General features: G+C 63.4%; 10 protein-coding genes. 5 read left to right on the forward strand and 5 right to left on the reverse strand.

Going from position 1 to position 12,634, the window contains the following annotated elements:
• The 3 genes from GXH28_RS12500 to GXH28_RS12510 all read right to left on the reverse strand — a co-directional run.
• Window positions 1-1,221 (reverse strand): restriction endonuclease subunit S (locus GXH28_RS12500; RefSeq protein ID WP_169239369.1); only part of this gene is annotated, 1,221 nt, incomplete at its 3' end.
• A 137-nt stretch (window positions 1,222-1,358) separates the two neighbouring features.
• Window positions 1,359-2,696: an ATP-binding protein gene (locus GXH28_RS12505; RefSeq protein ID WP_169239370.1), complete on the reverse strand. Its 1,338-nt coding sequence runs from the start codon at window positions 2,694-2,696 to the stop codon at window positions 1,359-1,361.
• The gene (locus tag GXH28_RS12510; protein ID WP_206156839.1) at window positions 2,683-4,254 is read right to left on the reverse strand and encodes a type I restriction-modification system subunit M; all 1,572 of its coding nucleotides are present in this window, start codon (window positions 4,252-4,254) and stop codon (window positions 2,683-2,685) included. The genes GXH28_RS12505 and GXH28_RS12510 overlap by 14 nt, the downstream gene beginning before the upstream one ends.
• A gap of 310 nt (window positions 4,255-4,564) precedes the next feature.
• Here GXH28_RS12510 and GXH28_RS12515 point away from each other — a divergent pair, with 310 nt between their 5' ends.
• From GXH28_RS12515 to GXH28_RS12530, 4 genes are all read left to right on the forward strand, one after another.
• On the forward strand, window positions 4,565-6,646 hold the full coding sequence (locus GXH28_RS12515; RefSeq protein WP_169239372.1) for a right-handed parallel beta-helix repeat-containing protein: 2,082 nt from the start codon (window positions 4,565-4,567) through the stop codon (window positions 6,644-6,646).
• Between the two features lie 40 nt (window positions 6,647-6,686).
• Entirely contained in the window at window positions 6,687-7,667 is a 981-nt protein-coding gene (locus GXH28_RS12520; protein WP_169239373.1) for a mannonate dehydratase, read from the forward strand.
• A 131-nt stretch (window positions 7,668-7,798) separates the two neighbouring features.
• The gene (locus GXH28_RS12525; RefSeq protein ID WP_169239374.1) at window positions 7,799-8,641 is read left to right on the forward strand and encodes an NAD-dependent epimerase/dehydratase family protein; all 843 of its coding nucleotides are present in this window, start codon (window positions 7,799-7,801) and stop codon (window positions 8,639-8,641) included.
• 21 nt (window positions 8,642-8,662) lie between these two features.
• Window positions 8,663-9,922 carry a glutamate-5-semialdehyde dehydrogenase gene (locus GXH28_RS12530; RefSeq protein ID WP_169239375.1) on the forward strand — a complete coding sequence of 420 codons (1,260 nt, stop codon included), beginning with the start codon at window positions 8,663-8,665 and terminating at the stop codon, window positions 9,920-9,922.
• A gap of 17 nt (window positions 9,923-9,939) precedes the next feature.
• Here GXH28_RS12530 and GXH28_RS12535 read toward each other — a convergent pair whose 3' ends face one another.
• On the reverse strand, window positions 9,940-10,752 hold the full coding sequence (locus tag GXH28_RS12535) for a DNA-methyltransferase (protein WP_169239376.1): 813 nt from the start codon (window positions 10,750-10,752) through the stop codon (window positions 9,940-9,942).
• Window positions 10,752-12,047: an MFS transporter gene (locus tag GXH28_RS12540; protein WP_169239377.1), complete on the reverse strand. Its 1,296-nt coding sequence runs from the start codon at window positions 12,045-12,047 to the stop codon at window positions 10,752-10,754. The genes GXH28_RS12535 and GXH28_RS12540 overlap by 1 nt, the downstream gene beginning before the upstream one ends.
• 79 nt (window positions 12,048-12,126) lie before the next feature.
• On the opposite strand from GXH28_RS12540, the gene GXH28_RS12545 reads away from it, so the two are divergent.
• On the forward strand, window positions 12,127-12,618 hold the full coding sequence (locus GXH28_RS12545) for a nucleotidyltransferase domain-containing protein (RefSeq protein WP_169239378.1): 492 nt from the start codon (window positions 12,127-12,129) through the stop codon (window positions 12,616-12,618).
• Window positions 12,619-12,634 lie beyond the last annotated feature (16 nt).

The following is a 12,634-nucleotide window of genomic DNA, read 5'->3' on the forward strand; positions in this document are numbered from 1 at the left end:
CGCCTCCTCCGCCTCAATCCGCCGATCCACCGCCTGCAGGATGCAGGCAATGGCGCGCTGCTCGGAGAGAGGAGGGAGGGGAAAAGGAATTTCTTTGATACGCGTTAGTGCCAACTTGGGCTGTGATGTCTTCGTAGCCCGAGTGTTTATTTGTTCCTGCCCCTGCTCGCTGGTAAGGGCATATACAGTAAACAACTGGTCAATTTTGTTTTTATCTATAACCAACCTTGCCGCATTTTCGGTTAAATGAGCACCATCCAAATCGTCGGGGATCGTACCAACCAGCCCTATAGTACCAGCAATGGAAATGTAGACATCTTCTTTGGTTATGATATATCGCCTTAAGAGGCGATGTTGCCCTTCTGTTACAAACTTGAGATTTGACATATCAATTGAACTATTCTTGAAATCAACAACTCGGATGTAAGGGTGCGGTGTAGCGAATTCAGCAAATTTATCGCCTTTGGGCAATCTCTTGCCACCTTTGACTTCCGCCACCTCCCCCAACCGCACTACCTGCCAGTGGGCGGGCAGGGGGCCGAGTTCGGTGTCCTGCATGGGGATGCGGTCGGCCTGGTCTACGGGCACGGGGCTGTAGGTGAACAGGTGGCGCATCAAGCTCTTTTTCAGTTCGCGCAGCGCGGCGACGACCCGCTCGCTCGCCTCCTGCGCCCGCTGCACCGTGCGCAACACATGGGCAATGGCGCGCTGTTCGGGGAGCGGTGGGAGGGGGAGGAGAAAATTCTCGATTATGTCCCGATTGATGCTTTTGAAAGTCGTGCCGCTTCCTTGTTTTTCCAGACGTCTTTTGGATAGAGTCAAGAGATAGAATACAAACCAGTTATCAGATTGATTCTTAGGAGAAATAGCCGCTAAACCACGACCAATGCAGCAATCAAAAGGAGCTATGTTCACATCGCCAACTGGCGCACGAACAGAAAGCAAAATAGCATTTTGAGGACTGATACGCTGCGGCCGAGAACACCACTTGGTAGGTTTTGGATAGACTTCTGTAAACTCAGCCTTGCCCTGCAAAAAAGGCAAACCTATGCCTTTAGTATTGTATGTTTCAGACGGTGGAGACTGTCCCATCAGGATTGAAGCCACCTCCCCCAACCGCACCACCTGCCACTCCTCTGGGAGGGGTCCGAGTTCGGTCAGGCGGTAGCCTTCGGGGAGGTCGGGCACGCTACCCAAAACTGGATTGCTCGGCTTATCCATCGCGGCCACCCCTAATCACCAAGGAATCGCCAAAATCGCCAAGTCCTCGCCAAACCGCTCGAGAATACCGCCGCAGCCACAGATTTTTGGACAGATAAACGACCCCATGGATGTCCAATATGTCCGATAAATGTCCGTTATCGAGCCAGGACATAGCGTCTTCCTTTCTTTTCGCCCTCCGCATTCACCAGGCCTTTGTCTACAAGGTCCTGCAGATCACGCTGGATGGTTTTCACCGTGACCTGCGGGAACAGTCGGTGCAGTTCGCCCGTCGAAGCACCAGGGCGACCGCGCAAAAAGGCAATGATCTGAATCTGTCTTTCGTTCAAGCCCATCGCCCGCAGACGCTCCGGCGTGTAGGGGTCCTGGCTAAAGACCACGCGCACGCCACCCTGCCAGTTCTGAAACTCCGGCTGCGGCAAGCCCTGCTCCTGGCACAGCCGCACCATGCGCGTCGTGCCCGTGCCCCAGCGCTCGATGACGCCGGCAAAGTAGAACGCCTGGGCAACCAGCGGATTGCGCAGCACCGAGCCGTGCGGACCGTAGAGCGCCTGCGGCGTGAGCGGCGGCGGCAACTCGCCCGGGCTCCAGATTTCCAGGCGATCTTCTTCCATACGAATTTGAATATCTGCCGGATAAGTGTAATCGCGATGGATCAGGGCATTGACCACCGCTTCACGCAGGGCGTCGAGGGGATACTCCCATACCTCGCGGCGCTGCAAGCCCTCCAGAGACAGCTCCTCCACGCGGATGTCAAAGCGCACCTTGAGCACCTGCCGGAATCGCTCCATCGCCCCGTCCAGTTGTTGCCAGAGGTTGCCCTGGAAGTCGTGGCTGTCCAGAATCTCCGTCCCCCGGAAGATGCCGATGCGCACCTGCGCCAGGGGGAAGAGACGCTGCGGGCGATTCCCGAAGAGCAACACTGCGGCATTCTTGAGCCGGCCGTCGGTGAGCAGATCCAGGTTCTGCAGCGTCTGCTCCGGGTGTTCCGGGTCGAGATGTGGAAGCCTGGAACGTGCCAGGTGGGCAAAGTGCGCCAGGGATTCGTGGTCAATCTCCTTCAGGGTCCACTCGCTGGACAAGCCGTCCCAGGTGCGCCCCGATCGCTCCAGGAGATGCCGGGCAAGTTCATCCGGCGCAAAATCCCGGTTGGTGCTGCCCACCCGACGGAGATAGCGCCCACCGTAAACCACCAGACCGGTTGCCGGCGCCACCTGAATTTCCAGAACCGGACGCCCTTCTCTCTCCGCTACCCGAATGGCAGGCGTGATGCCCAGATGGGCAGCGATGAGGTTCGCAATCCGCTGAATCTCCCGGTCGTCCGCGGCGGCGCCTACAACCGTGCCGTCATCCTGAATGCCAACCAGAAGGGTCCCGCCGCGCGTATTGGCGAAGGCTGCCAGATCCTCCAGCGCTCGGTCGGTCCATTGCCGCTTGAACTCTACCGTTTCACCTTCTTTTTCAACGTGTGACATCGGTTGACTCACTCAATCCCAGCATTTGGATGACATCCTTCAGCGCCCGCTCGGCCTCGGCGCGCTCTTCCTCGGCCGCCTCCAGGCGCACCAGCACCTCCTCCAGCTGCAGGACCTCCTCGCCGCCGTTCGTGCTCACATAGCGGCTGGGCGAAATGTTGTAATCGTTGCGGGCGGCCTCCTCCCGGGAAATGACCGCCGACAATCCCGGCTCGGCGCGCCAGTCGTGATACAGCCGGGCGATGGTCTCGATATGCTCGTCGGTCAGGTAGTTCTTGGGCCGACCTTTGGCAAAGAGTTGGCTGGCGTTGATGAGCAGAATCTCCCCTGCATGGCGCTTGCGGCGGTTGATGACGATGATCACCCCCGGCGCGGTGGTGTTGTAGAAGAGATTTTCCGGGAGCAGGAGCACCGCCTCGACCAGATCCGCCTCGACGAAGGCCTTGCGGATGTCGCGTTCGCGGTTGGAGCCTTGATTGCCGCTGCCGCGGCTGACCGCGCCGGTATCCAGCACCACGGCCATGCGGCCGGTCTCGTTGAGCGAAGCCAGCATGTGCTGCAACCAGCCCCAATCGGCGGAAGAGGAGGGCGGCGCACCGTAACAGAAGCGCTCGAAGGGGTCGTTCTCGTACAACTCTGCCGCGAACTTTTGGTTCCACATCGGATTGGCGGTCACCAGGTCGAAGGCCTGCAGCCGCCCGCTCGCGTCTCGAAAAGCGGGCTGACGCATGGTATCGCCGATTTCGATGTCGGCCTCCAGGTCGTGGATGACGGCGTTCATGCGCGCCATGGCAAAGGTGGCCGGGTTGATTTCCTGGCCGAAGAGACGCAACGGGGCGATGCGAGAAGGCAGGTGGCGACGGCCGTTCTCGTTCACGCCGTACTTTTCCAGCAGGCGCAGGTGACACTTGATCAGCAGCCCGCCCGACCCGCAGGCCGGGTCATAGACCGTCATGCCCGGCTCCGGCTCCAGCAGGCGCGCCATGAGCATCCCGACCTCGCGCGGGGTATAGAACTCGCCCGCGCTCTGCCCCTGTCCCTCGGCGAATTTGCGCAGCAGGTACTCGTAGGCGCGGCCGAGCATGTCCGGCTCGACATCGTCCAGGCCGAGGCGCTGGCGCGAGAGCACCTCGATCAACGCCGCCAGGTGCTCATTGGAGATGATGCGCTGACCGGCGGCGGTGGCGTTGAAATCCACCATGTCAATCACGCCGGAAAGGCGTGGGTTCTCTCGCGCCACGGCACGCACCGCCTCGGTGAGATATTGGCCCAGGCCGGCGGTCTGGCGGCGGATGGCCTCCCAGCGGGCGTGATCGGGCAGGTAGAAGCGCACCAGCGAGACCGGTCCGCGCTTCCGTTCCTGTTCCAGCAGGTCACGCGCCTTCTTCTCACCGCCAAACTTGGTTGCGAGACGCTCGAGTTCGTCATCGAACACGTCCGAGAGGCGCTTCAAAAAGACCAGCGGCAGGATGTAGTCTTTGAATTTGGGCGCGTCCACCGGCCCGCGAATGGCGCAGGCGGCGTCCCACAGCCAGGTTTCAAGGGTTTGGATGTCCATCATCACAACTCATCCGGTGGTATCTGCTTGATACAATTCGATGGGGCGTTGAGCGCCCTTCTGCTGATGTGCCATCAGGGCCCCCCTTCAGGGTATCCCGCGCTAGTGTAGCAGGCGCAAGGGGTTTCGCCGGGGTGCGCGCGTTCGCTGCTGCTTTGTTTGCCTCGCGCGATAATTCACGTGGCGTGCTGCGATCATCAGACCATGATCCTTTGGAGATGCTTGCTGCCCCTCACTGGCGCCGACGGATTGAACAGCAGCGGAGGCGGTCTTGCGCCCGACAAAGGATCACCCGTGCGGAGCATTTCCTATGTCCATCTTCCAACGCGATGATCTCTTCGTCTCACCCCATGGTCACGACAACTGGTCTGGCCGACGACCCGATCCCAACGCTGAAGGAACCGACGGTCCGCTGGCGTCGCTGGGTCGCGCGCGCGACCTGTTGAGACAGCGCAAGCAGCGCGGGGAGTGGCGCGGGCCGACGACAGTCTGGATTCGCGGTGGGCGCTATGAATTGAGCGCGCCGCTGGTCTTCACGCCGGACGACTCGGCACCGGTGACCTACGCGGCCTATCCCGGCGAGCGACCGGTTCTCAGCGGCGGTCGGCGCATCTCCGATTGGCAAGTTGTGGCTCACCCCATCCACCCATCGCTGGGCAAAATCTGGATGGCTGAATTGCCCGACGTTGCCGCCGGCAAGTGGGCCTTCCGGCAGCTCTTCGTCAACGGCGAACGTCGCCACCGTCCGCGCCTGCCCAAGATTACGCCGGGCGCCGACGGTCGCGACGACTTCTATCGCATCGCGCACGTCGCGAACGTGCGCCTGGAGAACGCCACAATCAACGATCTATTCGACGGCTGCGATCGGTTCATCGCGGCGCCCGGCCAGTTTGACGCCTGGCGCAACCTCGGCGATGTCGAAGTGGTGCTGCTGCACTACTGGGTCGAGGAGCGCATGGCCGTCGCGTCCTACGACCCAGAGGCGCGCGAAGTGGTCTTCACGCGCCCTAGCGTGTTCGCCCTGCGCGATGACTTCACGCCGCGCTATGCGCGCTACTACGTGGACAACGTCTTCGAGGCGTTGACCGAGCCGGGCGAATGGTACTTGGACCGCGCGACGGGCCGGCTGTACTACATGCCGCTGCCCGGCGAACGCATCGAGACCGTCGAGGCTTACGCGCCGGCGATGGAGCAGTTGCTGAAGCTGGACGGCGACCCCGACCACGGCCGCTACGTCGAGTTCTTGCGCTTCCAGGGGATCACCTTTGAGCATGCGGATTGGGGCGCGTTCGACCTCTCGCCCCAGGCGGCCTGCCATTTGCCCGGCGCGCTTGCGCTGACCGGCGCGCGCTGCTGCGCCATCGAAGATTGCGTTGTGCGGCACGTCGGCTACTACGGCATCGAGCTGGGCGACGGCTGTCGGGGCATCCGCATTGTCGGCAACGACATCGGCGACCTGGGCGGCGGCGGGATCAAACTCGGCGGCGCCGACGCCGGCGGCCCGCTTTGCCGTCGCAACGGCGACCACTGCATCACCGACAACCACATCCACGACGGCGGCAAGGTGTTTCACAGCGCCGTGGGCATTCTGGCCCGGCACACCTTCGGCAACCGCATCGCGCACAACCACATCCACGACTTCTACTACAGCGGCATCTCATGCGGCTGGGTGTGGGGCTATGCGGAGAGCGTCAGCCGCGACAACCGCCTGGAGAAGAACCACATCCACGACCTGGGCAAGGGCTGGCTGAGCGACATGGGCGGCATCTACACGCTCGGCGTGCAACCCGGCACGGTCATCCGCGGCAACCTGATCCACGACGTGGAGAAGGCCAACTACGGCGGCTGGGCCATCTACCTCGACGAGGGCAGCGCGCATATCCTCGTCGAGGACAACGTGTGCTACAACACCAGCAGCCAGCCGCACCACACGCACTACGGGCGCGAAAATATCCTGCGCAACAACATCTGGGCGTTCGGGCGCGAAGGCCAGGTCGCGCTCAGCCGCGCCGAATCACATGTTTCGCTCACCTTCGAGCGCAACATCGTGGTCACCCGTGATCAGCCGATCTTCATCGGCGGCTATTCGAACGACTTGTCGAAGCGCAGCATCATCAGCGATCTCAATCTGTTCTGGGACGCGTCGGGCAGCGAAGTGGTGTTGAGCAGCATGCGGCAAAGCGGGCGCACCGGCCCGGCGCCGAAATTCAACTTGTCAGAGTGGCAAGCCGCCACTGGCAACGACCGGCACTCCATCGTGGCCGATCCGGGGTTCAAAGACGCAGCGAACTTCGACTTCACGCTCGCGCCCGATTCGCCGGCGTGGCAACTGGGCTTCCGGCCGATTGACCTCTCCGACGTCGGCCCGCGACCGCCGGAGCGCCGGACGTGAACTTCAACGCTCAGAAGACCGGCAGCGCCGACTCCCCATCATGATCAAAATCGCCGAATACCTCCCCCCAAATCCTTCGCCCTTGTGGAAGCTGGCCAAACAGGCCGGCGTGGACTATGCCGTGGGCGGATTGCCCCTGCCCAGCGACTGTGGGCCGAACGAGACGCCTTACGACTTCATGCCGCTGCTGCGCATGAAGAAGCGCTACGAGGATGCCGGCTTCAAGCTGGCTGTGATCGAGGCGCGCCCGCCGATGGATAAGATCATGCGCGGCCTGCCGGGCAAAGATCAAGAGATCGAGTGGTGCATCACGCTGATCGAGAACATGGGCCGGCTGGAGATCCCGGTGTGGTGCTACGCTTGGATGGCCGTGATGAACTGGACGCGCACCAGCACCAGCACCCCATCGCGCGGCGGCTCGTTGGTCACCTCGTTCGACCTGAGCGATTACGAGAAAGGACCGCCCCTGCCCGAAGTGAAGGAGGAAGACTTGTGGCAAAACCTCGAGGACTTCCTCAGGATCATGGTGCCCGTAGCCGAACAGGCCGGCGTCAAGCTCAGCGCGCACCCCGACGATCCGCCGCTTTCACCGCTGCGTGGCGTGGGGCGCATCCTCACCAGCGTGGAAAACTTCCAACGCGTGGTGGACATGGTGCCCAGCGACTACAACACCATCACGCTCTGCCAAGGCAACTTCACGCTGATGACGGATGATCTGCCGGCGGTGATCCGGCACTTCGGCCGGCAGGGCAAGATCAGCTTCGTGCACTTTCGCGATGTGAAGGGCGACGTGCGCCACTTCGAAGAAGCCTGGCACGACGACGGCAAGACCGACATGCTGGCGTGCATGGAGGCTTACCGCGACATCGGCTTCGAGGGCGTGCTGCGCCCCGATCACGTGCCGACTGTCGAGGGCGATAGCAACGAGCACGCGGGCTATTCATCGTTCGGCCGGCTCTACGCCATCGGCTATATCCGCGGCCTGCGCGAAGCCGTCTATCGCCAGAAGCGCGAGGCGTGAGGCGGGCAGAGGGACGGCGGAAGCCGACGGCCGCTCGGACGATTCGGGGCGCGCGCGGGCGCGCCAGGCGTTCGGCTTCGTCCCACGCTATGCTTGTCATGATTCACAGTGAAGCAAAGAGGAGATGAGCAATGAAAATCGTCGTCACCGGTGCAAAAGGCAACATCGGCGCTGTGGTGGTCGAATATGCGCGTAGCCAAGGTGCGCAGGTGCTCGGCGTGGATAACGTCGGGCGTGGTGACGGCCTCGGCACATACATCGCCGCCGACCTGACCGACCTGGGCAGTTGCTACGACGTCGTGCATGGCGCCGATGCGGTCATCAACCTGGCCGCCATCCCTGACAGCAAGCTGTTCCCGAACGCCCAGACGTTCATGACCAACATCGCCATCACCTACAACGTCTTTCTGGCGGCGGCGCACCTGGGCGTGCCGCGCGTGGTGTGGGCCTCATCCATCCAGGTGAACCACACTGTGCCGCCGCACCGGCCGGTGCGCTACCGCTACTTCCCGCTGGACGAGGATCATCCCGTAGATCCACAAAGCGACTACGCGCTCTCCAAGCACGCCGGCGAGATGATCGCCGATCACTTCGCCCGCGACTTCGGCCTCATCATCGTCAGCCTGCGCTTTACCGACGTGGTCACCGTGCAGCGCTGGCCGCGCCTGCCGGAGCCGATCCCACCTGATGAGCGCTATCCGCTGCCACACTACGTGCACATTCACGATTGTGCGCGGGCGTGCTACCTGGCCGCAACGGCGCCACTGCCGGCGGGTTCGCACACCGTGGCGTTCATCGCCGCGCGCGACACGCATGTAGATCTGCCCTCGCGCGAGCTGATCGCGCGCTACTACCCCGATGCCGAGCTGCGCGCCGACATCCAGGGCTACGACGCGCTGATCAGCGGCAAGCGCGCCGAGGAAGCGTTCGGCTTCATACCGAAGTTCAGTTGCCGGTCGGATGCGCTGGCGTAGCGCCGGGCGATAATTCCGGTCATGGAGATAATCGAGATCGGCCGGCGCGCCAAAGCGGCGAGCAAGCAGCTCGCCCGCGCCGGCACGACGCAGAAGAACGCCGCGCTGCTTGCCATCGCCGAAGGCTTGATGACTTGTCAGGACGACATCCTGCGCGCCAATGCCCAAGATGTGGCGAATGCGAAGGCGCGCAACGTCGAGACCTATTTCATTGATCGGTTAACTTTGACCCCGCAGCGCTTACAGGCCATGGCCAACGACGTGCGCGCCGTGGCTGCCTTGCCCGATCCGGTCGGCGAGCAGTTCGATCACCGCACCCTGCCTAACGGCCTTCGGCTGCACAAGCGCCGCGTGCCCCTGGGCGTGCTAGGGGTGATCTACGAGGCGCGGCCCAACGTCACCACCGACGTGGCTGCGCTGGCGCTCAAGAGCGGCAATGCCGTCATCCTGCGCGGCGGCAGCGACAACATCCACAGCAACGCGGCGCTGACGGCGGTCATCCACGCCACGCTTGACCGCGTCGGCCTGCCGGCCGACGCCGTCCAATTGATCGCCGACACCGACCGCGCGCGCATCCTGGAGTTGCTGCGGCTCAACGATTACGTAGACCTGATCATCCCGCGCGGCGGCGAAGGGCTGCACCGCTTCTGCCGTGAGCACAGCACCATCCCGGTCATCACCGGCGGCATGGGCATCAACCATCTCTATGTGGACGAGACGGCCGATCAGGCCAAGGCGGTCGAGGTCGTCTTCAACGCCAAAACCAGCAAGCCGACGGTGTGCAACGCGCTGGGCACGCTGCTGGTGCAGGCGACCATCGCGGCGGAGTTCCTGCCCAAAGTCGCGGCGCGCCTTGTCGAAAAAGGCGTGGAGCTGCGGTGCGACGAGCGCGCGTTTGCCATCCTCCGGCCGCAGTTCCCGTTCGCGCGCCGCGCCGATGACGCGACCGACTGGGATACCGAGTGGCTCGCGCTGATCCTCGGCGTGAAAGTGGTGGACTCGCTCGACGAGGCGATCGCCTTCATCCGCGCACACACTATGGAGCACAGCGACGGCATCTGCTCGCGCGACCCGCAAGCGATCGAGCGCTTCCTGAACGAGATAGATTCGTCGGCGGTGTTCGTGAACGCCAGCACGCGCTTCAACGACGGCGGCCAGTTCGGCCTGGGCGCCGAAGTCGCCATCAGCACGCAGCGCATTCACGCCCGCGGGCCGATGGGCCTGCGCGAGCTGACCAGCTACAAGTGGGTGTGCGAAGGCGATGGGCACGTGCGGCTCTGACGTCCGGACCGGCCTGGCTATGCGCCGGCCGCCAGCCGCGCACGCGCCAGCGCAATGGCCTGTGGGTTGGCGTCTATGCCAATCCACCGGCGCCCCAACGCCTGCGCCGCGACCAGCGTCGTGCCGCTGCCGCAGAACGGATCGAGCACCACATCGCCTTCGTTACTGGCGAGCGCGATGATCCGCCGCAACAATGCCAGCGGCTTCTGCGTTGGGTAGCCCACGCGCTCGCGCGACGTCGGCGCAATGGCCGGAATATCCCATACGTCGTCCAGCGGTTTGCCCCCTTTGAGGTAGTAGCGCCGGCCGTAGCTCAGCATGTAGCGCCGACCGTGTGCGTCAACGTGTGCATATTTCGCCAGCATGGCCGGCGTCGGCGACTCGCGAATTAGATTGAAGGTGTAATTCGGCCCGTTCGCATACCAGAAGATCACATCATGCTTGGTGAGCAGCCGGCGGGTGGCGCGGCTGGCTCCCAAGCCGTAGCGCCAAATGATCTCGTTGATGAACCGCGCCGAGCCGAACACCGCGTCCAACATCAGCCGCACGTGGTGGCTCATGCGCCAGTCGCAATGGAAGAACAGCGCGCCATGAGGGGCGAGGACGCGGCGCATCTCCTCAATGCGGGGACGCAGGTAGGCGATGTAGCAGGTCGGCGATCCAAAGGCATCGGAGTATGCCAAGCCCGCGTTGCCCGGCCTGCCGCGAGCGCGCCCGACCCGCGGCTTGTGGGTGTTGAACGGTGGGTCGAGGTAAATCAAATCTACGCACCCATCGGCCAGGGTGCGCAGGATGTCCAGACAATCGCCAATGTGCAGGGCGTCGCTCATCACGCCGATCGCGGAGGCTGAGTCGTGGGTCGCGCGCCGGCCAGCCACCCAAGCACACTGACGACCGTGAGCGCTACGGCTAACAGCACGCCGGCCTGCGGTGTGAATTGCATCGCGACCACGGCGACGATCAGGTTCGAGAGCGCCGACACCACCGCCCAGCCGACGTTATCGAGCGCGAGCACGCGCCCGCGCACATAGTCCGGCGTGTGCGCCTGCACGATCAGCCCGCTGAGCGTCATGGCCCAGGCGTTGCCCCAATGCGCGATGCCGGCGCAGAGCATGCCCGCCAGCGGTGAGCGCGTGAAGGCGAAGAGGAAATAGCCCAGGATGACTAAGCCCATGCCGGCGACGATGAAGCGATGCAGTCGGCGCGCATCTTGCAACGCAGCCGCGCCGCTCACGAGCAGCGGCGAGATGAATGCGCCGATCCCGCGTCCGGCGAACAGCAGCGCCGTCCCGAAGTCGCCCGCGCCGTAGATCGTGAGCGAATACGTGCCGAATAGGCCGAAGCCCCCCAGCGCCCAAGCGACCGCCGGCTTAGCGAGCAGGTAGACGCGCACGTAGCGGTCTTCCTTCAGGTAGCGCAGACCCTCCGTGAGCACACGCAGCGTGCTTTCGCCAGCGAGCGCCGGCCGCTCGTGTTGCGCGTTGAAGTTCGCGCGTATGCACCACACCAGCCACGCAGCCACCAGAAAAGAACACGCATTGGCCATGAACGCCGCTTCTCGACCGAACAGCGTGGTGACTGCGCCGCCTAAGAATGCGCCCGCAAACAGCATGGTCGCGAACGTCGTCTGGCCCAGCATGGCGGCGACGGGCAATTCGTGCCGCGCGACGATGTTCGGCAGCGCTGCCGAGGCCGCCGGCATATAGAACGCCGCGCCGATGGCGATGGCGATCGTGCCAGCATAGGCGATCCAGGCCGTATCCGGCGTGCGGATGAGTAGGAAGCTCAGCGCGATCGCGCTGCGGGCCAGGCTGGAGATCGCCATGATCGCCTTGCGGTCGTAGCGGTCGGCGACGACGCCGGTGAGGAACAGGCTGGCGACGGCGACCGGCACGATTTGCGCCACGCTGATCAGGTTGCCGGCGGCCGGGTTGCCGGTCAGCTCGACCAGCAGGCCAAGCAGCGCGATGGTGTTGAACCAGTCGCCCAGTTGCGAGACGACCTGGGCCAGCCATAGGTTACGCGCGTTCGGGTTGCGGCGCAGCAGCACGGCGTAGCCGCGCAGGCCGGCAGGGAGCGGAGCGTCGGCAGTCGGGTGTGTCGTGGCGGGTGCGGTCAGTGTCACGGCGTGCGCAGGGTGATCTCCGGCAGCCCAATATTAACAGAGGGTGAGGCAAAGCCGGCGCGCGTTTAGAATATGCGCGATGGCAGACGAACGCGCCGAGCAAGACGTAGCGCAACAGGCAGTGCAGGCGCTGCGCCGCGGCCTGGGCGACGCGCTGGTGGCAGTCGTGCTGTTCGGCTCTCGAGCGCGTGGCGACGCCCGAGAGGACAGCGACTGGGACCTGCTCGTGATCGCACGGGATTTGCCGGCGGATTATCTAGACCGGCATTTCATGCTCAAGCGCATGTTGCCGGATGAGATCCGTGGCATGGTCTCCATCATCTCCAAGACTCCATCCGAGTTCGAACAGGCGCTGCCACCCTTGTACCTCGACATCGCACTGGATGGTAGATTGCTTCACGACACCGACGACTACGCAGCCAATCGCATCGAGTTGATTCGCCGGCTGATTACAGATGCGGGGTTGCAGCGCGAGAGAACAGCAGCAGGAGATATTTGGCATGTACGATCTCCTGCTTCCTACCGTCCTCTTCAGTGGCCGGCGAATGCGTCCATCTATGCGAATCAATGACGAGTACACGTATCGC

Origin of the sequence: Candidatus Roseilinea sp. NK_OTU-006 (assembly GCF_012931985.1) — a bacterium.
In the GTDB taxonomy this organism is placed as follows: Bacteria; Chloroflexota; Anaerolineae; order J036; family Brachytrichaceae; genus JAAFGM01.

Excerpts from the sequence above, each read along its gene's own strand:
- GXH28_RS12530 (WP_169239375.1), top strand. The coding sequence starts at position 8,663 with ATGGAGATAATCGAGATCGGCCGGCGCGCCAAAGCGGCGAGCAAGCAG.
- GXH28_RS12505 (WP_169239370.1), bottom strand. The coding sequence starts at position 2,696 with ATGTCACACGTTGAAAAAGAAGGTGAAACGGTAGAGTTCAAGCGGCAA.
- GXH28_RS12535 (WP_169239376.1), bottom strand. The coding sequence starts at position 10,752 with ATGAGCGACGCCCTGCACATTGGCGATTGTCTGGACATCCTGCGCACC.
- GXH28_RS12525 (WP_169239374.1), top strand. The coding sequence starts at position 7,799 with ATGAAAATCGTCGTCACCGGTGCAAAAGGCAACATCGGCGCTGTGGTG.
- GXH28_RS12515 (WP_169239372.1), top strand. The coding sequence starts at position 4,565 with ATGTCCATCTTCCAACGCGATGATCTCTTCGTCTCACCCCATGGTCAC.
- GXH28_RS12520 (WP_169239373.1), top strand. The coding sequence starts at position 6,687 with ATGATCAAAATCGCCGAATACCTCCCCCCAAATCCTTCGCCCTTGTGG.
- GXH28_RS12510 (WP_206156839.1), bottom strand. The coding sequence starts at position 4,254 with ATGGACATCCAAACCCTTGAAACCTGGCTGTGGGACGCCGCCTGCGCC.
- GXH28_RS12545 (WP_169239378.1), top strand. The coding sequence starts at position 12,127 with ATGGCAGACGAACGCGCCGAGCAAGACGTAGCGCAACAGGCAGTGCAG.